This is a genomic window from Paenibacillus prosopidis, from assembly GCF_003337375.1.
Lineage (GTDB): Bacteria > Bacillota > Bacilli > Paenibacillales > Paenibacillaceae > Pristimantibacillus > Pristimantibacillus prosopidis.
On record NZ_QPJD01000002.1, the window covers coordinates 356,486 to 378,215 of the forward strand.

General features: G+C 46.5%; 22 protein-coding genes. 3 read left to right on the forward strand and 19 right to left on the reverse strand.

Going from position 1 to position 21,730, the window contains the following annotated elements:
* Window positions 1–80 precede the first annotated feature (80 nt).
* Window positions 81–701, reverse strand: a complete 621-nt coding sequence (gene spoIIM / locus DFP97_RS03990; protein ID WP_114378673.1) for a stage II sporulation protein M — start codon at window positions 699–701, stop codon at window positions 81–83.
* A 650-nt stretch (window positions 702–1,351) separates the two neighbouring features.
* Window positions 1,352–1,915, reverse strand: coding sequence for an NUDIX hydrolase (locus DFP97_RS03995; RefSeq protein WP_245975887.1), 564 nt, complete (start codon window positions 1,913–1,915; stop codon window positions 1,352–1,354).
* Window positions 1,916–2,012: 97 nt separating this feature from the next.
* On the opposite strand from DFP97_RS03995, the gene mciZ reads away from it, so the two are divergent.
* Entirely contained in the window at window positions 2,013–2,177 is a 165-nt protein-coding gene (mciZ, locus tag DFP97_RS04000; protein ID WP_114378674.1) for a Z-ring formation inhibitor MciZ, read from the forward strand.
* A 168-nt stretch (window positions 2,178–2,345) separates the two neighbouring features.
* On the opposite strand, the gene DFP97_RS04005 is transcribed toward mciZ, so the two are convergent.
* Window positions 2,346–3,479: a M20/M25/M40 family metallo-hydrolase gene (locus DFP97_RS04005; RefSeq protein ID WP_114378675.1), complete on the reverse strand. Its 1,134-nt coding sequence runs from the start codon at window positions 3,477–3,479 to the stop codon at window positions 2,346–2,348.
* A gap of 94 nt (window positions 3,480–3,573) precedes the next feature.
* Here DFP97_RS04005 and prli42 point away from each other — a divergent pair, with 94 nt between their 5' ends.
* Window positions 3,574–3,672 carry a stressosome-associated protein Prli42 gene (gene prli42, locus DFP97_RS30615; protein ID WP_181873351.1) on the forward strand — a complete coding sequence of 33 codons (99 nt, stop codon included), beginning with the start codon at window positions 3,574–3,576 and terminating at the stop codon, window positions 3,670–3,672.
* Here prli42 and lipB read toward each other — a convergent pair.
* The 5 genes from lipB to lpdA all read right to left on the reverse strand — a co-directional run bounded on the left by lipB (window position 3,661) and on the right by lpdA (window position 9,374).
* Complete coding sequence (gene lipB, locus DFP97_RS04010) at window positions 3,661–4,359, reverse strand: lipoyl(octanoyl) transferase LipB (protein WP_245975889.1); 699 nt, start codon at window positions 4,357–4,359, stop codon at window positions 3,661–3,663. The two genes, prli42 and lipB, sit on opposite strands and share 12 nt — an antisense overlap.
* Before the next feature lie 17 nt (window positions 4,360–4,376).
* Window positions 4,377–5,720 (reverse strand): dihydrolipoamide acetyltransferase family protein, encoded by a 1,344-nt coding sequence (locus tag DFP97_RS04015; RefSeq protein WP_425453494.1) that lies wholly within the window; start codon window positions 5,718–5,720, stop codon window positions 4,377–4,379.
* 112 nt (window positions 5,721–5,832) lie between these two features.
* Complete coding sequence (locus DFP97_RS04020) at window positions 5,833–6,816, reverse strand: alpha-ketoacid dehydrogenase subunit beta (protein WP_114378678.1); 984 nt, start codon at window positions 6,814–6,816, stop codon at window positions 5,833–5,835.
* Window positions 6,816–7,850 carry a thiamine pyrophosphate-dependent dehydrogenase E1 component subunit alpha gene (locus tag DFP97_RS04025; RefSeq protein ID WP_114378679.1) on the reverse strand — a complete coding sequence of 345 codons (1,035 nt, stop codon included), beginning with the start codon at window positions 7,848–7,850 and terminating at the stop codon, window positions 6,816–6,818. Before DFP97_RS04025 ends, DFP97_RS04020 begins: the two co-directional genes overlap by 1 nt.
* A gap of 96 nt (window positions 7,851–7,946) precedes the next feature.
* Complete coding sequence (gene lpdA, locus DFP97_RS04030) at window positions 7,947–9,374, reverse strand: dihydrolipoyl dehydrogenase (RefSeq protein ID WP_114378680.1); 1,428 nt, start codon at window positions 9,372–9,374, stop codon at window positions 7,947–7,949.
* A 214-nt stretch (window positions 9,375–9,588) separates the two neighbouring features.
* Here lpdA and DFP97_RS04035 point away from each other — a divergent pair, with 214 nt between their 5' ends.
* Entirely contained in the window at window positions 9,589–9,882 is a 294-nt protein-coding gene (locus DFP97_RS04035; protein WP_114378681.1) for a DUF2627 domain-containing protein, read from the forward strand.
* A gap of 113 nt (window positions 9,883–9,995) precedes the next feature.
* On the opposite strand, the gene coaD is transcribed toward DFP97_RS04035, so the two are convergent.
* From coaD to xseA, 11 genes are all read right to left on the reverse strand, one after another.
* Window positions 9,996–10,472 carry a pantetheine-phosphate adenylyltransferase gene (coaD, locus tag DFP97_RS04040; RefSeq protein ID WP_114378682.1) on the reverse strand — a complete coding sequence of 159 codons (477 nt, stop codon included), beginning with the start codon at window positions 10,470–10,472 and terminating at the stop codon, window positions 9,996–9,998.
* Window positions 10,473–10,919: 447 nt separating this feature from the next.
* Complete coding sequence (spo0A, locus tag DFP97_RS04050; protein WP_114378684.1) at window positions 10,920–11,732, reverse strand: sporulation transcription factor Spo0A; 813 nt, start codon at window positions 11,730–11,732, stop codon at window positions 10,920–10,922.
* 293 nt (window positions 11,733–12,025) lie between these two features.
* Window positions 12,026–13,354 (reverse strand): SpoIVB peptidase, encoded by a 1,329-nt coding sequence (gene spoIVB / locus DFP97_RS04055; RefSeq protein WP_114378685.1) that lies wholly within the window; start codon window positions 13,352–13,354, stop codon window positions 12,026–12,028.
* Window positions 13,355–13,477: 123 nt separating this feature from the next.
* Complete coding sequence (recN, locus tag DFP97_RS04060; protein WP_114378686.1) at window positions 13,478–15,190, reverse strand: DNA repair protein RecN; 1,713 nt, start codon at window positions 15,188–15,190, stop codon at window positions 13,478–13,480.
* 14 nt (window positions 15,191–15,204) lie between these two features.
* The gene (gene ahrC, locus DFP97_RS04065; protein WP_114378687.1) at window positions 15,205–15,657 is read right to left on the reverse strand and encodes a transcriptional regulator AhrC/ArgR; all 453 of its coding nucleotides are present in this window, start codon (window positions 15,655–15,657) and stop codon (window positions 15,205–15,207) included.
* A 19-nt stretch (window positions 15,658–15,676) separates the two neighbouring features.
* Window positions 15,677–16,141: a hypothetical protein gene (locus DFP97_RS04070; RefSeq protein ID WP_114378688.1), complete on the reverse strand. Its 465-nt coding sequence runs from the start codon at window positions 16,139–16,141 to the stop codon at window positions 15,677–15,679.
* 195 nt (window positions 16,142–16,336) lie between these two features.
* The gene (locus DFP97_RS04075; protein WP_114378689.1) at window positions 16,337–17,167 is read right to left on the reverse strand and encodes a TlyA family RNA methyltransferase; all 831 of its coding nucleotides are present in this window, start codon (window positions 17,165–17,167) and stop codon (window positions 16,337–16,339) included.
* 16 nt (window positions 17,168–17,183) lie between these two features.
* On the reverse strand, window positions 17,184–19,082 hold the full coding sequence (gene dxs / locus DFP97_RS04080; RefSeq protein ID WP_114378690.1) for a 1-deoxy-D-xylulose-5-phosphate synthase: 1,899 nt from the start codon (window positions 19,080–19,082) through the stop codon (window positions 17,184–17,186).
* A gap of 117 nt (window positions 19,083–19,199) precedes the next feature.
* The gene (locus tag DFP97_RS04085; protein ID WP_114378691.1) at window positions 19,200–20,114 is read right to left on the reverse strand and encodes a polyprenyl synthetase family protein; all 915 of its coding nucleotides are present in this window, start codon (window positions 20,112–20,114) and stop codon (window positions 19,200–19,202) included.
* A gap of 2 nt (window positions 20,115–20,116) precedes the next feature.
* Window positions 20,117–20,371: an exodeoxyribonuclease VII small subunit gene (xseB, locus tag DFP97_RS04090; RefSeq protein ID WP_114378692.1), complete on the reverse strand. Its 255-nt coding sequence runs from the start codon at window positions 20,369–20,371 to the stop codon at window positions 20,117–20,119.
* Window positions 20,355–21,725, reverse strand: a complete 1,371-nt coding sequence (gene xseA / locus DFP97_RS04095; protein ID WP_114378693.1) for an exodeoxyribonuclease VII large subunit — start codon at window positions 21,723–21,725, stop codon at window positions 20,355–20,357. The genes xseB and xseA overlap by 17 nt, the downstream gene beginning before the upstream one ends.
* Window positions 21,726–21,730: the final 5 nt, after the last annotated feature.

Here is a 21,730-nt window from a genome sequence, read left to right on the forward strand (position 1 = left end):
ACTACATGTCTGCGCCTTTTTCAGGAAACGTTTCCTTTCATTATAGGTGCTAACCTGTAATAAAGTCAAACATTTTGGTGTCACATTGTGGCGTTTGCAGACGATAGAAGCGGTGATACCCAGCTGATAAGTACAGGTGAAACAAAGGCTTCAAGCAGCGCCGCCCCTGCGAACATCATGAGCATAAGCACAGCTGTCGACGTGAACGAACCCAGCTGGGGAGCGAGTGCTCCCTTCTGCTGCATCAGTCTGTTTTTAATGACAAACATGGAGAACGAAATGGCTGCTGCGCTCGTAATTACCATCGCGGGTACGGCGATAATATTTTGCGGCGCGATCGACACAAGCGAGAAAAGCACACCTTTCCAAGCGTATTGATTAATGAGCGTTCCTACCGAAAAGCCTACCAGCGCACCCTTCAAAAAATTGAGCGCAAGCACACCCGGAATGCCGACAACGGTAATACCGAGCAGCCATAATAGGAGCAGCCATTTGCTATGGAAAATAAACCGTTCCCAGAACGATTGTACCTCACCAAAGCCATTTCCATTATTCATGAGCTGGACATACTGATCCACATCTTGAGCTAGCTCCTGCTGCTGCTCGAGCGTCAGGGCATTCACCATCAGCGCACCGAATATGACGCCGACGACGAACAATACGGAAACAAATACATATAGTGAAAGTTGGTTTTTTATCATTTAAGTTCCTCCTAAATTGACACCCAAACCCTCAAGTGCTTTTCGAACCCACCCAAACCAACGTACACCCCGATCTTTAAGGGCATTCGAACCCACCTAAACTAACGTACACCCAAACCCTCAAGGGCTTTTCGAACCCACCCAAACCAACGTATACCCTGACCCTTAAGGGCTTTCGAACCCACCCAACCCCTCCCTTCCAAGGGAGGGCCCCAAGGGCTGCGCCCTCTGGACACCCGCAATTGGACTAACGAGGGAAATTCAGAGGTGTACTTTAGTTATATTGGTGGTAGATCGCTTTCGTCCCTTTGGGACACGCTTAGCATTTGGTGGGACTTTGCTGCCTGATTAGAGCATCCGACTAACGAGGGAGTTAGTGAGATGATTGTCAGTTTAGTTTTGTGATGGATCGCTTTCGTCCCTGCGTGACACGCTTAACGTTTGGTGGACTTTGCTGCCTGTTTAGAGCATCTGACTAACGTGGGAGTTAGTGAGATGCTTGTCAGTTTCGTTTGTGGTGGATCGCTTTCGTTCTTTGGGATACGCTTAACGTTTAGAACAGCTATGAGTAAAAAATATCAGTGAGTTTATTTGTTGGGGGTTGTCTATTTATTGTATGAGGGTTTGGGGAGAGGTATGACGGGGGTCGGTTAGAGCCGACCCGTTAGTGTGTAGAGCTTCCATGCGTAGACAGCGAGGATAGTTTTGGCATCACTGATGCGGCCTTCTGTAATGTAAGCTTCTGCTTGTTCGAGGGTGATGGCTTCTACTTTGAGATCTTCGTCTTCATCGGGATTTTGCACGCCGAGCTCGACTTGATCGGTGAAATAAACGTACAGCTTCTCATCGGCAAAGCCGGGTGAGGTGTAAAAAGCGCTTAGCAGTTTAAGTCCCTTTGCGCGGTAGCCTGTCTCTTCTTCCAGCTCGCGGGCAGCAGCGGTAAGCGGATCTTCGCCTGGATCAAGCTTGCCGGCCGGAATTTCGATTTGAAATTTTTCGAGCGGTTTTCTGAACTGTTCAACGACGAGCAGCTTTCCGTCCAATAACGCCATAACTGCCGCTGCCCCCGGATGCTTTACAATTTCTCTCGTAGCCGTTCTGCCATCTGCTAGAGTGACTGTGTCCACTTGCAAAGAAATCATTTTGCCTTCGAATATCGGGTCCGTCTTAATAGTTTCCTCGCGCCATAACGGAGCTGCTTGTTTCTCGTCCACCTTTTATCGACTCCTTTTATTTGAGTTAGTCTGTTCAGCATATCTTGTCCTACCCCTGCATATCTATCATTATATCAAATCGACAGGGGCGGATAAAATGAAACAATATGTAGTTTCAAATCAAATTCGATTGGTCGGCAAGGGCTGGGAAATTCGTCATCAGCTGCGCAAGCTTTCTGCATCGTCCGCATCAAAGAGCCTAGTGAGCGAATATACCAACGTCATTACTGGACGCCGTGCCCAATCAGGAAAAGCGAATTAATCGTTCGCGTCAGCAAAAACGTTAAGCTGTGAAATAAAAACGGAAAACCCTCCATCCTATTTCAGCAAGTGCTGAAGCTAATAGGATTGAAGGGCTTTCTGTCTTTTAATCCCCAGACAATTACCAGCTTCTTAAGCGATTCTTATTTGTCTGCTCATCCCGTTCTTGCTACTCCGCAGCTGCAGCTTGTTTAATAATCTCTACGACAAGCTCAGTCGTTTTAACTAAATCCTCAACCTTAATTTGTTCTTTCGTTGTATGAATGTGCTCATAGCCGACTGCTAAATTAACGGTTGGAACGCCTAAGCCGTTAAAAATATTCGCATCGCTGCCGCCTCCGGAATGAAACGTTCGCGGAGTACGTCCTATAGCTGTAATCGCCTTTTTGGCCAGTTGAACAACCGGGTCCTGGTCATCGTACTGGTAAGCAGGATAAATAATTTCACTCTCCAGCTCTCCGCGTGCTCCAAACTCCTCCGCAGCGCTTTCGACTGCTTTCCGCATGGCCTCAATTTGACTGTCCAACTTATGCTGCACAATACTGCGAGCCTCTGCATCCAGTCTTACGAAGTCGCAAACGATATTCGTAGCTCCTCCGCCTTCAAATCTGCCAATGTTAGCAGTCGTCTCTTCATCAATACGCCCCAGCGGCATTCGAGCGATCGCTTTACCAGCAACCTGAATCGCGCTTATCCCATCCTCAGGATTAACGCCCGCGTGCGCCGAACGGCCGTACATTTTAATCGTTACCTTTGCTTGCGTCGGCGCAGCGACCGCAATATCGCCAATCGCCCCATTTGAATCAAGCGCATAACCAAATTTAGCAATAAGCTTCGATGCATCAAGCGCGCGTGCACCTAAAAGACCTGACTCCTCGCCTACGGTTATTACAAACTGTATACGCCCATGGGGAATAGACTGCTCCTTTACGACGCGAATCGCTTCAAATATTGCCGCTATGCCTGCTTTGTCGTCAGCTCCAAGAATGGTGGTGCCGTCACTGCGGATATAGCCGTCCGTATCCAGCTGAGGTTTAATGCCCACTCCCGGCGTGACGGTATCCATATGGCAGGTAAAAAAAATAGTTGGAGCAGATTCGTCAGCTCCGTTCGCTTCCCAGAAAGCAAATAAATTTCCTGCTCCGTGTCCCGTTTTTGACGCCGCATCGTCTTCGCTGATTTGCAGCCCGAGTGCTTCAAACTTGTGCTTAAGCACCCTGCTTATTTCCTGCTCATGCTTCGTTTCGCTATCGACACGCACTAGTTCCATAAACTCGTCAACTAACCGGTCCTTTGCAATCATTTACGTTTCCTCCGTCCGTTATTTTCGTATACAATAGAGTAAAGACAGGCTAGTGCCAATCTATGATGTTCAAACATGAAAGGAGTTTTTCTGAATGCGCAGAGAGCAATTAATACGTATTGTTGCCATTATACTCGTATCCGCATTGCTATTATCCACCTTGGTCGCCGGACTGGGTTCGTTATTTTATTAATTCATATTTAAACTCTTTCACAAAATAAGGGAGCAATTGATTCGCCGCTTCCTCAACCGACAGCTCCCGTCCGGTCAAATCATTGAACGACGTGACGCCGTATTGCTCAATTCCGCAAGGGACGATGCCGCTAAATCCTTCAGCGGCAATTCCAGCCTTTATATTTAGAGCGAAGCCATGACTTGTAATAAAGCCCCGCCGATGCCGGGCTTTATTAAATTTCACCCCGATGGCGGCTATTTTCAGATCCCCCACCCACACTCCTGTATATTCCGGTTTTCTGCCCGCTTCTATTCCATACTCGGCAAGCCAATTGATAATGACCTGCTCCAGGCTGCGCAAATAAGCATGTAAATCTAGACCTTCAGCTTCCAAATAAAGCAGTGGATATCCGACCAGCTGACCCGGTCCGTGATAGGTAATATCGCCGCCCCGATCGATCTGGAACAGCGTAATCCCCCGCTCCTCTAGTTCTGCTTCATTAAGCAGCAGGTGCTCCGGGTTGCGGTCGGAACCGATTGTATAGGTCGGCGGATGCTGAAGAAGGAGCAGCGTCTCTTGACGCTCCTCCTGATCGATTTGTTTCACGTATGTTTTTTGCAGCTCCCACGCTTCAGCGTATTCGAGTTTTCCTATATAGCGGGCATCCAACCGTCTCAAGCTATTTGCGTTTTCCGCCTCAGCCATGTTGGTTCCTCCCATTTCTAATACAATTTGCTTTCCGTATTGAAGCTTTCTAAATTGTCCTTCACCCGCTGCAGGAAACGTCCGCAAATAACACCGTCCAAAATCCGATGATCCAGCGACAGGCAAAGGTTTGCCATTGAACGGACAGCCAACATGTCATTAATGACAACCGGACGCTTGACAATGGATTCAAAGGTTAAGATGGCAGCTTGCGGATAGTTAATGATCGGATAAGATAGAATGGATCCGAAAGAGCCGGTATTGTTCACCGTGAATGTACCGCCCTGCATATCAGAAAGCGTCAGCTTGCCTTCGCGTGTTTTTCGTGCAAGCTCATCAATTTCTTTTGCTAAGCCGGCTACATTTTTGTGATCGGCATTTTTGATAACCGGCGTTAGAACGGAATCCTCCGTCCCAACCGCAAGTGAAATATTGATATCCCGCTTCACAATAATTTTATCGACCGCCCACATTGAGTTCATGATCGGGAAGTCCTTAATGGCATTTACGACAGCCTTGAGCAAAAAGGCCAAATACGTCAAGTTAATTCCTTCGCGCTTCATGAATTCATCCTTCAGCTTATTGCGAAGCAGCACGAGATTCGTAACATCCACCTCAATCATCGTCCATGCATGCGGAATTTCGCTAACGCTTTGTCTCATATTGCGTGCAATCGTATTACGGATTGGCGTTACGTCAATAAAGCTATCCCCGCGGCCAATACCGGCAGATCCCTCAACCTCGATTTTCGGCAATCTCGGAGTTTCGGTCAAGTGCAGTCCTGAGGAACGAACCTGCGCAGCCGGATCTACGGTGCGAAGCGCTTCTGACGCTGTACTGCTACTTGTAGCATTGACCGATCTACCGGCTCCTGAAGCAACGTACGCAAGCACGTCCTTGCGGGTAATACGACCGCCAAGACCAGTACCAGGCACATCCGTTAATCGAATATTATGCTCAGCTGCCAGCTGTTGTACAGCAGGCGAGAACCGGTTACGCATAGGCGCATCCTCGGATTCCACTTGCATTTCAGCAGTCGGTGAAGCTGGAACCGAGCCTGTATAGTCCGGCTGTGAATCAGCCGACCGGCTTCCCGTATCAGCAGCCCCTTCGGTCTCAATTAAACAAATCGGCGTTCCGACCGGTACCGTCTCACCCTTACCGACCAAAATTTTGATAAACGTACCTGCCACTGTCGAAGGCAGCTCCGCATTAACTTTATCCGTAAGAATTTCACAGATAGGCTCGTATATATCAACCCGATCACCAGGCTGCTTCAGCCATTTATCTATGGTGGCCGATACAAGCGATTCCGCAAGCTGCGGTACGACGATTTCCGTCATTGTTTTCATGATTCTCATCTCCCAATCGGCCCAAGCGTAAACGGCTGACGCCATCCACTTGCGGCGCAGCATACGTTTCGCGGTGAAATATAAGCGATGTGTGTACGTCAAACTTTTACATACTTATATTTTAATAAAGCGCCAAATGCCGCATGGCCTCTTTCACTTTTTCTTTATTAAGCATAAAAAACTTCTCGCCCGGCGGATTAATCGGCATCGCTGGAACATCCGGTCCGCAAAGCCTCATAATTGGCGCATCAAGCTCAAACAAGAGCTCTTCCGAGATAATAGCCGATACCTCTGCACCGACTCCACCTGTTTTGTTATCCTCATGAATAATAAGAACTTTACCGGTTTTACGCACCGCTTCAAGAATCCCTTCTTTGTCGAGCGGTTGAAGCGTCCGCAGATCGAGAACATGCGCGCTTATCCCCTCCGCGGCAAGCTCAGCCGCTGCCTGCTCCACAAAGTGAAGCGGAAGACTGTAGCCGATAACAGTAATGTCTTCCCCCTCGCGAAGCACGTTCGCTTTACCAATCGGCACAATATAGTCGGAATCCGGCACATCGCCGGTAATAAGCTTGTAGCATTTCTTGTGCTCAAAATAAAGCACCGGATCAGGATCACGTACGGCCGCTTTAAGCAGCCCCTTTGCATCATAAGCCGTGTAAGGCGCGACAATTTTCAAGCCAGGCGTTCCGAAAAATACCGATTCCGTACATTGAGAATGGTACAAGCCGCCAAAAATACCGCCGCCGATAGGCGCGCGGATCACGAGCGGACATGTCCAGTCATTGTTAGAGCGGTAACGGATTTTGGCCGCTTCGCTTATAATTTGATTCGTTGCCGGAAACATGAAATCGGAATATTGCATTTCCGCAATCGGCTTCATACCATACATCGCAGCTCCGATCGCAACGCCGGCTATAGCGGACTCCGCAAGCGGTGTATCAAGCGCTCGAAGCTCGCCGAACTGCTCCATGAGCCCTTTCGTCGTCGTAAACACGCCGCCTTTAAGACCAACGTCCTCCCCGAGAACGAACACGTCCTCATCCCGCTCCATCTCTTCCTTCATTGCGAGCCGAATCGCGTCAATGTACTCGATTACTGCCATTAGTTATTCCTCCCTTGCTCAGCATCATCCGCATAAACATGCAGCAGCGTTGATTCAGGTGAAGGGAACGGCGCTTTATCGCCATATTCGGTTGCTTCGTCAAGCAGCTTACGAATTTTTGCCTGAAGCTCCATTTCGAGCTCTTCTGACCAAATGCCGCAATCCATTAAATATTGTTTAAATTTCGGAATGCCGTCTTTCGCACGGTTAAGATCGACCTCTTCCTTCGTACGGTAAGCGAGGTCGTTATCTGACGTCGAGTGCGGCGAGATACGGTACATTATCGCTTCAATCAACGTAGGACCAACACCTGCAATTGCGCGTTCACGCGCTTCCTTCACGACTCGGAATACTTCCAATGCATCGTTGCCGTCAACCTGTACGCCAGGGAAGCCGTATCCGAGTGCCCGGTCAGCGACCTTGCCTCCCAGCTGCTTATGGATGGGTACGGAAATGGCATATTGATTATTTTCACACATGAAAATAACAGGCAGCTTATGCACGCCTGCAAAGTTTAAGCCTTCATGGAAGTCACCCTGATTGCTGGAGCCTTCACCGAACGTCACGAAGCTGACAAGGGGTTTCTTTTTCATTTTCGCAGCGAGCGCGATGCCTACCGCATGTGGAACCTGCGTCGTTACCGGACTGGAGCCCGTTACGATACGCAGCTTCTTGGAGCCAAAGTGACCCGGCATTTGCCGGCCGCCGCTGTTCGGGTCCTCCGCTTTTGCAAATACGGAAAGCAGCAAATCACGCAGCGTCATACCTACCGAAAGGACGAAACCATAATCCCGGTAATACGGTAAAAAATAATCGTTTTCACGATCCAGCGCGAAAGCGGCCGCGACCTGTGCGACCTCTTGACCGACACCGGAAACGTGAAAGTTAATTTTACCGGCACGCTGCAGCAGCAGCATACGCTCATCGAACTTACGTGCTGTCACCATCGTTGCATACATATCAATTGCTTGCTCATCGCTAAGCCCTAATTCCAAATGATGAACATTTTGCCCAGTAGAAGCGAATTGGGTCATAAGGTGTTCCTCCTTTTACCTACTATTATAACCTGGTACTAAGACTTGATAATATACATTATAACCGCAATCGCCGCAAAAAGAAAACTGTCTTCCTTAGAACGAAATCGCTTTGCCGTCAACCGCCAGCATCGCTTCGCCAAGTGCCTCTGCAAGCGTCGGATGCGGATGAATCATTTGTCCGACCTCCCATGGCGTTGCATTTAGCACGCCTGCAAGAGCCGCCTCGGAAATAAGGTCCGTCGCGTGGGCGCCAATCATATGAACGCCGACGATATCATTTGTCTTCCGGTCAGCAATGACTTTGACGAAACCATCCTTCTCCCCTAATACAAGCGCTTTGCCGATCGCTTGGAAAGGAATTTTACCGGTCTTAATATCATGCCCCTTCGAACGGGCACCGTCCTCCGTTAATCCATAGGAAGCTATTTCCGGTCTGGAATATATACAACGGGGAATCAGATGATGCTCTACAGCAGCAGGCTTTGCTCCGCTAATGTGCTCCGCAGCGATTAATCCCTCATGAGCAGCAGCGTGCGCCAGCTGAACGCCTCCAACGACATCCCCTATCGCATAAATATGAGGCTCGCTCGTTTGTCCGAAGGTATTGACCTCAATTGTACCATTGCTTGTACGAATATCTGTATTTTCAAGACCGATGCCTTCCATGTTAGCTTGCCGTCCTACCGACAAAAGGAGCTTCTCAGCGGTCAGTATCACATCGCCGTCAGGCGTGCTCGCAGCAATCGAAACTTCCCCGTTTACTCCCTTAAATTGCTCTGTCATAAGCTGAACCCCAGTTAAAATACGGACACCGCGGATACGCAGCAATTTTGTCAGCTCAGCAGAAATTTCAGTATCTTCGCCTGGCAGCAATCGAGATCCCGCTTCTACCAACGTCACATGAACGCCAAAATCGTGCAAAAGCGAAGCCCATTCAACGCCAATGACGCCACCACCCACAATTATGATCGAGGCAGGCAGCTTCTCCATGACTAACGCTTCATCGCTCGTCAAGATGTATTCACCATCAGGTATCAGTCCTGGTAACGTGCGCGGTCTTGAGCCTGTCGCAATAATAAGGTTTGTCGATACGACCGATTCCATTTCACCGTCTGGAAGCTCAACAGCGAGCGAACCGCTTCGCGGGGAGAAAATGGAAGGGCCGATAACTCTGCCTTTTCCCTGAATGATTTGGATACCGTTCTTTTTCATTAAGCCTTGTAATCCCCGATAAAGCTGGTCCACTGTTTGCTCCTTACGAAGCTGCACTTTTCCAAAATCAAGCGAGATTGAGCCTTCCGATACCTGTATACCGTATGTACTTGCATCTAGCAGTGTCGAATATACCTCTGCACTGCGCAGCAGCGATTTGCTTGGAATACAGCCTTTATGTAAGCAGGTTCCGCCCAGCTTGTCCATTTCTATAATTGCTACGGACTTGCCAAGCTGAGCTGCTCGAATTGCGGCCGTATACCCCCCGGGTCCGCCTCCAAGCACAGCTACATCCACCTGAATAGCCATAATATTCATTCCCTCCATGATTACCATCAATATATGCTTATAGCTATTCAACACGATCTGTTATTGCCCATTCGCATTGTAACATGACATTCATTTCTATTGTACCTGTTTTTACTGACGTTTACATCGTCCATTTACGAAATAGACACTCTTTGCGTAAAAAGGTATGATAGAGCTAACTGTTTATTTTGACCGACAAGGAGACGCTACGTTTATGAAATTAGTTGCCGCCCGTTTTATCGCTATTTTAATGCTCGTTATACCAGGCTTGCTTGCATGCTTCGGATTTCTCAAAATGAAGGATTCTGTCTTTATTTATTTCTCTGAATTCGGAAATGATGCCGTAACACCGGATTTTCAGTGGCTGAAGTTTTTGCTCGGATTCATTATGTTTTTTGCAGGTGCTGGCTTTATCGGCGGCTGGACTTTTTTCCGTGATCGGAAGCGCAATTACGTAGCCCCTCGTTTCAAGCAAAAACTCCCTCGTCCGCCTAAGCCGCAAGGCTAAGAATTATTCTATTAGTCATTTATAATCAAGCATATAAAACCGCAGAACACTGGATGTCACCAATCCAAGAATCGGCGGTTTTTCTTATTCCCAGGAATATGATTTATTTTACTTTACTCCACGTACTCCAGCATTTTCATGTATGCTTTGGGAACCATGTACGATGCAGCAAGCTCCGTCTTATCGGACATAAGAAACATACGAACGAGAGAACTGCTCGTTTGCATGTAATGCGTATAGGGTGACAGATAAATGGTGTCTGCCAATGTCGTATTTCGAATATATTGCTCCAGCTGCAGTTCATACTCTAGATCCGTTGCATTTCTAATACCGCGAATAACGACGTTAATATTATTTTCATTCACATAATTTGCGACAATACCTTCATAGGGAACAATTATTATTTTTTCATCATTTGTAATGGAAAGGCTAACTAATTCCGTTCTTTGTTCGATCGTAAAGTGATGCTGTTTCGACCGATTATTAGCTACGATGATATGAACTTCGCTAAACAATTGAAATGCTCTTTCAATTACAGACACATGACCGAGCGTAATCGGGTCAAAGCTTCCTGCGTACACCGCTCTCATCGAATCGCTCCTGACCTTAATTTTACATTGCGATAATGAATTCATTTAATAATTACATATTTATCAATTACGTTTTATCATTCCATAATACAGTTGCATTATTATGAGATCAACAAGAGAAAATGAGGTGTGATGATGAAAATCGTATTTGATGTATTTGTAGACGGTAAAGTCAAAGAGACTATTCAACCGAGCAATCAACGTCTGAAAGAAATTCATTCCTTTATTAAAGCAGAATCATCCGGATTAATTAAGAAATATGGTCACAATGTTTATCTAAACAGAAGAGTTGTTTACAATTAAAGGCATCCTAAGGTAGCCTTTTTTTGTTTTATTGATCAGCAAATCTGCAAAATGATAAAAAACACCACTTCCTTACTGGTTTGAGAAAACCAATAAACAAGTGGTATTAGTTGTTTGCATCTTAAGGACTCATTAATCTTCTTTTCACGAGACTTTATGCTCGATCCGCAGCTTGTCAGCAACCATCGCAATAAATTCGCTATTGGTCGGCTTCGACTTGCTGATGTTGATCGTGTAGCCGAACAGATGGCTGATGCTGTCGATATTGCCTCGTGTCCATGCTACTTCAATCGCGTGACGGATCGCGCGTTCGACCCGGGAAGGAGTCGTTTTGAATTTTTCGGCGATTGCCGGATAAAGAGTTTTCGTAATTGCGCCTAGAATTTCGATGTTGTTGTACACCATCGTAATGGCTTCACGCAAATATTGGTATCCTTTAATATGGGCCGGTACTCCAATTTCATGGATGATGCTCGTAATGTTCGCATCCAGGTTCTTGCCCTTTGCAATTGGCACGACATTTGATTTGAGCCCGGACGAGGTAGAGGTAAAGTTACCAGTCGATGAATAGGTAGGATTACCAACGAGCTGACGGATACGGTTCGCTAATACGTCCATGTCAAACGGCTTCAAAATATAATAAGAAGCACCAAGCTGTACCGCTTTTTGCGTAATATTTTCTTGGCCAAACGCTGTCAGCATAATAATTTTAGGCATAGGGGTCAAGTTCATTTCCTTCAAACGCTCAAGAACGCCCAAACCATCTAAATGAGGCATAATAATATCAAGAATAAGTACATCCGGTACTTTTCTTGTTTCATCCAAATGTCTTAATACCTCTTCTCCGTTATAGGCGACTCCACTCACACTCATATCACTTTGTTCGGATATGTATTCCGATAACAGGTTAGTAAATTCTCTGTTGTCATCTGCCAATAATACTTCGATCTTATGCAAGGTATGGTCCTCCCTTAATTGATATTGATGGTATCGTTCACTTGTTGTCTAACTAAAGTTTTCGACACGAGGCAATGAATTCCTTCTGTCGAAAATTATTTTTCTTTATTTTTTTACGCCTTTTCGATATAATTAAAAATTTATTACAAGTAACGATATCATTCGTTCTTCTTCGACAAAATTCATTCTAATTAAAGTTAGCTGCTTATTTTAATGTGAAGTTCAAAAAAGAGAAAAACGTCTGCTTCAGCATCATCGGCCTTAGCAGACGTTTTTCAATAACAATACATGCCTTATGCTGCTGTCCCAATACGTCCATTAGTTGATTTAAGCAAGACGCCTGCGTCCTGTAACATCCATTCAATAAAGCATCCATACCCAGAAGAAGGATCATTTACAAATACATGAGTTACAGCGCCAACTAATTTACCATCTTGAATAATTGGACTACCCGACATTCCTTGTACGATACCGCCTGTTTTGCTCAACAACCGTTTATCCGTAATTTTAATGACCATTCCTTTTGTAGCTGGTCCCGATTGCTTTGAAACATGTACAATTTCAATGTTGAAACGTTCTACCTTCTGTCCATTTACTACAGTCAAAATTTGCGCTGGCCCTTCTTTGACATCTTCGGCAAACGCTACGGGCACTGATTTTTCACTGTAGCTATGCATAGGTACTTCATTCATTTTGCCGAAAATGCCAAACGGAGTATTTCGCTCAACATTGCCTAATATTTTGCTTTCTTTTACAAAATGAGCACGTTTTTCTCCCGGCTCGCCATTTTGGCTTTTGTTAATGGATGTTACACTTGATTGTAAAATTTGCCCTTCTCCAACCTCAATCGGTGTTTGTGTATCTAAATCGGTTATAACATGTCCTAACGCCCCGTAAACGCCTTGATCAGGAGCATAAAACGTTAAGGTGCCCACACCTGCAGCTGAATCGCGGATATATAAGCCTAATCTCCAAGCTTTATCCTCTGCATCAAATACTGGACTTAGCTTTGTCTCTGCCAATTGGCCATTACGCTTATACATTACTTCTAGGGGCTGCTTGTTATTGCCCGCTTTCTCACTAAGCTCCGCAACTTTGTGTACTTCGTTAATATTTGTACCATTAATCTTGACGATTAAATCACCTAATCGCAGTCCTGCTGCTTCTCCAGGGGATTTCTTCATTCCATCGTTGCCTGTTACCTGATGATGACCTACAACCAATATTCCGGCTGACTTGACCTTAACACCAATCGTTTGTCCCCCGGGTATAACACGCAAATCAGGAACAACATTGACTTTTACCGTCTTAAATGGAATTTTACCAAATAATTTCACTTTCATACTGGTCTGGCCACTATGACTTGATTGTAATGACAGCGGTTCATTCAAATTGACGGACAGTGAGTTGCTTGTAGATCCGTTAATCTGAAGCATATGAGGGTCGACGGTAACTTCAGCATGAACGGGCACTCCATATTGCAATCGTTTCTGTTGCCCCGAAAATAAACGAAGTTCATTCGGGATTGCGGCAAATTGTTGAAACGGGGTGGAGCTTCCGATCATGCAAATGAAGATAACGAGAACCAGGCCAAACCATCGCTTCCGTTGATTGGAGTTCAATGATTTCACGCTCCCTGTAATTCCATCGCATGACGTAAAAGGCTTTATCGCCAGTGGCGTACCTTTAAGGTACCCCGCCCCGAATGTTTTATGTCCGCAAAAACATTCCCTGAATGGCTTCCATTACGCTCCCTTCTGGCGATGCGCCAAATCAAGCATTTCTTGTGCGTGATGCCTTGTTTTTTCCGTCACTTCTACGCCGCCAAGCATGCGGGCAAGCTCTTCGATACGTACCGTACCGGTTAATTCGGCCACTGAAGTTGATGTCCGGGCATCGATAACCTGCTTGCGTATTTCGTAATGATGATCCGCCATACATGCCACCTGCGGCAAATGTGTAATGGAGAACACCTGGCACTTTGCTGCCAGCTTTGACATCTTCTCTGCTATAGCTTGTGCCGCGCGTCCGCTAACACCTGTGTCGACTTCATCAAATATAAGAACAGGAACCTGGTCGATTTCAGCAAAGATGCTCTTGAGCGCAAGCATAATTCGTGACATTTCACCGCCCGACGCGATTTTGTTTAATGGCTTCAATGGCTCTCCAGGATTCGTGGACAGCATAAAGACCGCTTCATCCATTCCATTGGAGTGCAATCGAATTTGCCGTTCCTCACCTGCATTTGCAAAGGAGTGATCAATCTGTACACGGAACTTTGCAGAAGGCATTTGCAGCTGCTCAAGTTCTTTCTCGATCGATTCCGACAACCGTGCAGCTGCATGTTCACGCAGCTGCGACAGTTCCTTCGCTAATTCCAATGCTTGATCATGCAGGCGCGTCTCCACTACACGAAGCTCTTCAAGCAGCTGGTCACGATTCTCAATCTTATCGCGATCGGCAGTTGTCCGTTCCAAATAAGCCAATATATCTGGTATTGTCTCACCATACTTGCGCTTCAATCCATTTATAAGATCGAGCCTATCATCCACCTGCGAAAGCAGTTCAGGATCAGATTCTATGCCATCGCGATAATCGCGTAATTGGAAAGCCGCATCTTCAGCTTGATAAAAAGCCGACTGCAGCTGCTCTAGTAAAGGACTTAAGTTAGCTGCGTCGTATGTTTGAATGTCAATAATTTTCGCAATCGCTTTGCTTACCGCATCTAAGCCTTTGCCTCCATACAACAGCGAATAGGCCTCTGAGACAGCATCCATTCTCTTACCTGCATACATTAGCTTGCGCCGTTGTTCGCTAAGTAATTCGTCTTCATGCAGCTTTAACTTCGCATTTGAGATTTCCTCGATTTGAAAACGGTACAAATCAAGCATTTGCACATTCTGTCTTGTTGAAATTTCAAGCTCACGCAAAGATGCTCTTGCCTGCTGAAGCTGGCTGAAAACAGCACGATAATTTTGTTTGCGCTCGATCAACAAATCGCCTGCAAACAAATCGAGCCACTCCAGATGCTGCTCCGTACGGAGTAATGATTGATGCTCATGCTGTCCGTGAATGTTAACGAGGCATTCTCCAATTTCACGGAGCATAGTCATCGTTACAAGCTGACCGTTGACGCGACTGCTGCTCTTGCCATGCGATGACAGCTCACGTCTTATCACAAGCATCTCATCGGAGGAGAACTGCACGCCAAGCTTTGTGAGCACTTTCCACACAGGATGACCGGTTGAAAGGTCAAACATCGCTTCCATTTCGGCTTTGTCACAACCGTACCTCACCATGTCTGCAGAGCCTCTACCGCCGACAACTAAGCTAAGTGCATCGATTAATATCGATTTCCCTGCTCCTGTTTCTCCTGTCAACACATGAAATCCATGATGAAAAGTAACGTTTACTTCTTCAATTACCGCTAAATTCCTTATAGATAACTCACGCAGCATGGCAAATACCCTCCTTAGTTCAATAGCTCCAGCAATCGTTCAACAATTTCTCCGCTTTGCTTCTTCGTTCTGCAGATCATTAATATCGTATCGTCACCGCAAATGGTTCCCATCACTTCTGCCCATTCCATATTATCAATTAACGCACATATCGTATTTGCCGTTCCCGGCAAACACTTCATTACGACTAAATTTTCAGTAAAATCTATATGTACAAAATGGTCGAGCAACGCTCTTTTTAGCTTGTGTATTGGATTTTGACGCTGGTGCTCCTGTGGAATCGAATATTTGTATTTACCTTCTCCGGCTGGTACCTTAATAAGCATCAATTCCTTCATATCGCGCGAAACGGTTGCTTGCGTCACTTGCATTCCTGAGGCACGCAGAGCTTCCACAAGCTCCTCTTGTGTCTCGATAGGATGGTTCGTAATGATTTCCTTAATTCTATATTGGCGAATCCCTTTCATAAAACACCCTCCATGACTATTAGTCTGCGATGTGAAACGTTATTTTGCGTATTACTTTCTCCTTAGCATCAACGAACAATACGCCAGCGCATTCAGGTAACAGCAATGAATAAACGAGTAACCGATCCCTGACTCCGCTTGCCGTCCAATCCATCGGCATCCGATCACGCGCTGTCTTAACGATGTATGTATGGTTATCCATTTCCGCAATATAATCAATATATAACCGGCTTCCCCTTCCGAGTGGTACGCCATCCAGCTCAATGGGAATCGGAATTAAATGTTTACCTGAGCTCACTTCATAGCCAGCCTGTTCGAGCAGCATAATATTCTCATCGTTTGCAGAGAGCTCTCCGCCTTTGCCTAACTTGAGGCGATTCACGCTAGAAGGCTCATGCAGCCAACGGTAAAATGCTCTAAACAACCAAAATAGCAGCAAACTTCCGGCTAGCAGCATAATAAACCAGTCTCCGTACTTTCCCATAAGCAGTCCCCCATTCGTAAATGGATTCATCACTTATTGTTCGATAAGAAGGTAGCATTTTCCTGTTCCGTCTAGTAGACGAACATTTGTTTGGCTTTCTTTAGTTTATCAAATAGAGAGTGCCGCTGTAAAGAAAAAAGATGCCCAAGCAGTAATGAAATACTGCTCGGCACCTTATTGGCATGCTGCTGCTATTTACTTTCCAGTCGTAAACGTTTGATTCGCTTGTTTAACCAGTTCATCCAATTGAGCGTCATCCGGTACAATTGTATTAGGCTCTGACGTCCATTTCCAGTAGGCTAAAAACTCGATGTTGCCTTCACCGCCGGTTATCGGGGAGAATGTTAGGTTCACAAGTGAATATCCCAATTGCGCGGCTGCATTCAGTACGGTCCGCAGTACATCCTTATGCACGGCTGAATCGCGGACGACACCTGATTTTCCGACTTTTTCCCTACCTGCTTCGAATTGAGGCTTAATGAGTGCGACAATGCCGGAATCGACTGTGAGTAAAGCCGATAAAGCAGGCAAAATGAGCTTCAATGAAATGAAAGAAACATCAATTGAAGCGAAGGTTGGCGGCGGTCCGCTTAGATCTGCCGGCTGCATATAACGAAAGTTAGTTCGTTCCATTACATGAACTCGCTCATCTTGTCTAAGCGTCCAGTCAAGCTGATTGTAGCCAACGTCGATTGCATAAACATACGAAGCGCCATTCTGGAGAGCGCAGTCCGTAAAGCCCCCCGTTGATGCGCCAATATCGAGCATGACACGATTTCTCAAATCGATATCGAACGTACGAATTGCTTTCTCGAGCTTCAATCCTCCGCGGCTCACGTATGGATGTAAGGCACCTTTCACCTTGATATCCGCCGTTCGTGCCACTTTCATGCCGCTCTTATCAACAGGCTCATCGTCTACCAGCACGAGACCCGCCATCAGCGCCGCTTTCGCCTTTTCTCTGCTTTCATAAAAACCGCGCTCCACCAACAGCACGTCTATTCGTTCTTTAGGTGTCGTAGTCATCTGTCTCCTTCAAACTTTACTGCTGGCCGGTTACGCGCTTTATGCGGCGTGGCAGCATGGTTTTGAACTCTGTGGCCACTCTCTCGGCAGTTAAGCCGATTTCTTGCCTTTGCTCTTTTATCGTACCGTGCTCGACGAATACATCCGGTACGCCTATTATTCGAACAGGAAGACCGTAAATGCCTTTTAGCGAATAAAATTCAAGCACAGAACTGCCGAAACCGCCTAGTTCAGAGCCTTCCTCCAGCACAATCATCTGCTTTCCTTCGGAGGCTAAAGATAATAACATCTGTTCATCCAGCGGCTTTATGAACCGGGCATTCACAATTTGGACGTTCAGACCTTCGCGTTTGAGAAGCTCAGCAGCCTCTTCGGCAACCTGAAGCATCGGTCCAATGGCCAAAATGACTCCGGAATCACCATCGCGAACCGTTTCCCACTCGCCGATCGGCAGTGATTGCGGATTTGCATCCATCTCAACGCCTAATCCTGCAATCCGCGGGTAACGTACGGCAATTGGTCCATCACAGTAGTCAACGGCTGTCTTAAGCATGCGTCTAAGCTCATTTTCATCCTTCGGCATCATAATAACCAAATTCGGGATATGTCTAAGAAATGATATATCATAAACACCATGATGCGTTTCACCATCAGGACCGACAAAGCCTGCACGGTCAATAGCAAATACAACGTTCAAGTTTTGACGGCAAATATCGTGTACAACCTGGTCATAAGCACGCTGCAGGAAGGTTGAGTAAACCGCGAATACCGGCTTTAATCCTTCAATGGCTAGTGCAGCCGACATCGTAGCCGCATGCTGCTCGGCAATCCCTACGTCAATCATTCGATTCGGATACTTTTCCGCAAATTTTAGCAAGCCTGATCCGCCCGGCATCGCAGGCGTAACTGCGACAATACGATTATCCTTATCAGCTAATTCAATTAACATGTCACCAAACACGTCTGTATAAACAGGAGGTCCAACCGCTTTTACCACTTGGCCGGATTCAATTTTGTAAGGCGTAATGCCATGCCATTTGAATGAATCCGCTTCAGCAGGCGAATACCCCTTCCCCTTCACGGTCAGCACGTGAACAAGCACGGGACCCGGCATAGCATCCGCTTGTCGCATAATATCAAGCACTTGCTCGATATCGTGACCATCCACCGGCCCTAAATACGTAAAACCAAACTGTTCGAATAAAATGCCGCTCACCAGCAAATATTTCAAGCTGTCCTTAAAACGCTCCGCTGTTTTAGCAAGCTTCCCGCCAATAGCCGGTATTTTGTTCAATAATTGCTGTAATTCGTCTTTCGCTTTGTGATAATGACGGTCGGTACGAATTTTCCCCAAATAGTGATGTAATGCGCCTACGTTTGGAGCGATCGACATTTCATTATCATTTAGAACGACAATTAAATCTTTCTTTTCATGCCCGATATGATTTAACGCTTCTAAAGCCATACCGCCCGTTAAAGCGCCATCACCAATGACTGCCACGACCCGGTTGCTTTCGCCCTTCAAATCACGAGCTAGTGCCATACCCATTGCAGCTGATAAAGATGTACTGCTATGCCCGGCTTCCCATACATCGTGTTCGCTCTCAGATCGCTTTACAAAACCGCACAACCCTTTGTATTTGCGCAGCGTATCGAACCGGTCCTTGCGGCCGGTTAAAATTTTATGAACATATGATTGATGTCCGACATCAAAAATAAATTTATCATCCGGACTGTTAAATAAATAATGCATGGCTAGGGTCAGTTCTACAACTCCTAAATTCGGAGCGAGATGACCACCCGTAACGGAGAGCTTCTCAATAAGAAACTGACGGATTTCACCGGCCAGCTGCACTAGCTGCGCAGTTGTCAAAGCTTTCAAATCTTGAGGTCCGTTTATCTGATCAAGCAGCACGTTACTTTCCTCGCTTTCGCGGACAGCTTATGACATCTGTCCCATGAACATCAACATTTTTCCTATTATAACATACTGATCTTTGTTTCCCAACCAATAAAGCTAAGCATCTTTGGTTTAATGATCGCGCTGAACGAGATAATCAGCAATCTCAAGCAATCGTTCCGGCGCCAAAAGCTCCGCTTCAAGCACGGCAGACTTTGCTGCTTGCGTGAGTCGTTCAACCTGAGCTTTGCTCTCTTCCAAGCCGATAAGAAAAGGATAAGTAACCTTGTTCTGCTGCACATCGCTGTTCGTTTTCTTACCCAGCTTCTTCTCGTCTCCGATTAAATCCAATATGTCATCTTGAATTTGAAAAGCCAAACCTATGTTTCGACCATATTGAGCCAGCAATTCAAGCTGTTTATTGGTTGCCCCGCCGATTCGGCCGCCTGCCGTCACCGAAAAAACAATTAAATCACTCGTTTTATGAAGATGAATATATTCAAGCTCACTAATTGAAGTAATACCTTGCTCGCCCAGCATATCAGCCACTTGACCGCCTACCATACCTGGAGCTCCTGCAAGCTTTGCAAGGTCTTCTACAATAGCAAGCGCTGCATCCGCACTGATACCGCCTTTGCGTACCGCTTGAGGAATCAAATGAAAGGCATGAGTAAGGAGCGCATCTCCAGCCAAAATAGCCATCGCTTCTCCAAACACTTTGTGATTAGTCGGCTTGCCTCTGCGGAAGTCGTCATTATCCATGGCTGGCAAGTCATCATGAATCAATGAATAGGTGTGAATAAATTCTACAGCGCAAGCCACCGGCAGAGCGGCTTCGCGCAATGCTGGCTTGCCGAATACGGCTTCAGCTGCTGAAAGCACAAGCGCTGGACGAAGCCGTTTGCCTCCTGCTTCAAGGGAGTATACCATCGCTTCCCGCAAACGGTCTGGAACATCCCATTCAGTTGGAATTGATTTCTTAAGCGAAGCTTCCGTCAGCTCCGCGCATTGGGTTAAGTATTCTTTAATTGCTACCCTCTCGTTCAAGCTTATTCCCCTTTATCCTCGTTTACGGGCGCAAACGTTTTTTTCTGGAAGCCCTGCTCCGTCTCAATTAACACTTCAATTTTACGTTCTACTTGCTCAAGCTTGCCGCCGCATAGCTGTGATAGCTTCATTCCCTCTTGAAACAATTCGATTGCTGTCTCTAAAGGAACATCGCCGTTCTCTAGCTTAGAAACGATTGTATCCAGTCGTTCCATCGCCTGCTCAAAGGTGAGCTCGCTATTATTCGTTGCTTCCATCGATTTGATCTCCTCTCATTGACCATACATGGCATTCCAGCTGACCGTCTGAAACCTTTACTTTCACAACGTCACCTAGCTGCACATCGTCCATCGATTTAATTAACCGTTGCTCGCTTTCGTCATATACCAAGCTATAGCCCCTTGACATAACTTTAAGTGGGCTTAATGCATCCAACTGACGGATACTTCCATGCAGTTTCAGCTTCTTTTCCTTAACGGCCGCCGTCATCGACTGCTCCAGCTGCCTGGCTGCACTTTGCCAACGCTTAGCCGCAAAAGCAACTCGTTCTCCCGGATGATGCCCGGCCAGCACCGTTTGAAGTCTTGCTAACCGGGAATGTCCGCGTTCGGCAATCCGCTTTGTCCGTTGCTCAAGCTGCTCCTTCAGCCGGTCCAGCCGCTGCGCCTGCTCCAGCAAGTATTTGCGCGGATGCATGAAAAAAGGCGAGCGCCGAATGCGCTGCAGATTCTCCTTATCCTCATGCACCCGGAAACGAATCGCTTGTATGAGCCTCTGCTGCTGACGTTTCAACTGCTGCTGCAGTTCAGCTATGTTCGGTACGGCAAGCTCTGCTGCCGCTGTAGGCGTGGCGGCACGTAAGTCTGCTACAAAATCAGCAATTGTAAAATCAGTCTCATGTCCTACCGCACTAATAACCGGAATGGAAGAAGCTGCAATGCTTCGTGCAACCAGTTCTTCGTTGAATGCCCATAGCTCTTCAAGCGAGCCTCCGCCGCGTCCAACAATTAATACGTCGGCCCCGCCAAAACGGTTCATAGCTTCTATTGCTTTCACAATAGCCGGTGCAGCTTGCGTTCCTTGGACTAGGACTGGATATATGTATACCGGAATCGATGGATAACGTCTTTGCAGTGTTATAATAATATCACGTACAGCTGCTCCTGTCGGAGAAGTAATGATTCCGACAGCACGCGGAAAACGGGGGATAGGACGTTTGCGCGATTCGGCGAACAACCCTTCAGCATCCAGCTTGCTCTTGAGCTGTTCATAAGCGAGATACAAGCTTCCGATCCCGTCCGGCTGCATGGCGGTAACGTAAAACTGATAATTGCCATCACGTTCATATACCGAAATATTGCCTCTAGCAATTACTTTCGTACCTTCACGAGGTATAAACGGAAGCCGTTGGTTATGCGACGCGAACATAATGCATTTCAAACGGCTGTCGCTATCTTTCAGCGTAAAATACATATGCCCGCTTGAATGGTGCGTAAAATTCGAGATTTCACCGCGAAGCCATACATCACCTAACAAAGAATCCGATTCCAGCTTCATTCGGATATAACGATTTAATTCTTTTATGGAATAAATACGTGGCTGATCCGCCATGCCAA

What these genes read in the sequence shown, in the direction of transcription:
- spoIIM (WP_114378673.1), bottom strand. Translation starts at nt 701, where the DNA reads ATGATAAAAAACCAACTTTCACTATATGTATTTGTTTCCGTATTGTTC.
- mciZ (WP_114378674.1), top strand. Translation starts at nt 2,013, where the DNA reads ATGAAACAATATGTAGTTTCAAATCAAATTCGATTGGTCGGCAAGGGC.
- DFP97_RS04005 (WP_114378675.1), bottom strand. Translation starts at nt 3,479, where the DNA reads ATGATTGCAAAGGACCGGTTAGTTGACGAGTTTATGGAACTAGTGCGT.
- prli42 (WP_181873351.1), top strand. Translation starts at nt 3,574, where the DNA reads ATGCGCAGAGAGCAATTAATACGTATTGTTGCCATTATACTCGTATCC.
- lipB (WP_245975889.1), bottom strand. Translation starts at nt 4,359, where the DNA reads ATGGCTGAGGCGGAAAACGCAAATAGCTTGAGACGGTTGGATGCCCGC.
- DFP97_RS04015 (WP_425453494.1), bottom strand. Translation starts at nt 5,720, where the DNA reads ATGAGAATCATGAAAACAATGACGGAAATCGTCGTACCGCAGCTTGCG.
- DFP97_RS04020 (WP_114378678.1), bottom strand. Translation starts at nt 6,816, where the DNA reads ATGGCAGTAATCGAGTACATTGACGCGATTCGGCTCGCAATGAAGGAA.
- DFP97_RS04025 (WP_114378679.1), bottom strand. Translation starts at nt 7,850, where the DNA reads ATGACCCAATTCGCTTCTACTGGGCAAAATGTTCATCATTTGGAATTA.
- lpdA (WP_114378680.1), bottom strand. Translation starts at nt 9,374, where the DNA reads ATGGCTATTCAGGTGGATGTAGCTGTGCTTGGAGGCGGACCCGGGGGG.
- DFP97_RS04035 (WP_114378681.1), top strand. Translation starts at nt 9,589, where the DNA reads ATGAAATTAGTTGCCGCCCGTTTTATCGCTATTTTAATGCTCGTTATA.
- coaD (WP_114378682.1), bottom strand. Translation starts at nt 10,472, where the DNA reads ATGAGAGCGGTGTACGCAGGAAGCTTTGACCCGATTACGCTCGGTCAT.
- recN (WP_114378686.1), bottom strand. Translation starts at nt 15,190, where the DNA reads ATGCTGCGTGAGTTATCTATAAGGAATTTAGCGGTAATTGAAGAAGTA.
- ahrC (WP_114378687.1), bottom strand. Translation starts at nt 15,657, where the DNA reads ATGAAAGGGATTCGCCAATATAGAATTAAGGAAATCATTACGAACCAT.
- DFP97_RS04070 (WP_114378688.1), bottom strand. Translation starts at nt 16,141, where the DNA reads ATGGGAAAGTACGGAGACTGGTTTATTATGCTGCTAGCCGGAAGTTTG.
- DFP97_RS04075 (WP_114378689.1), bottom strand. Translation starts at nt 17,167, where the DNA reads ATGACTACGACACCTAAAGAACGAATAGACGTGCTGTTGGTGGAGCGC.
- xseB (WP_114378692.1), bottom strand. Translation starts at nt 20,371, where the DNA reads ATGGAAGCAACGAATAATAGCGAGCTCACCTTTGAGCAGGCGATGGAA.
- xseA (WP_114378693.1), bottom strand. Translation starts at nt 21,725, where the DNA reads ATGGCGGATCAGCCACGTATTTATTCCATAAAAGAATTAAATCGTTAT.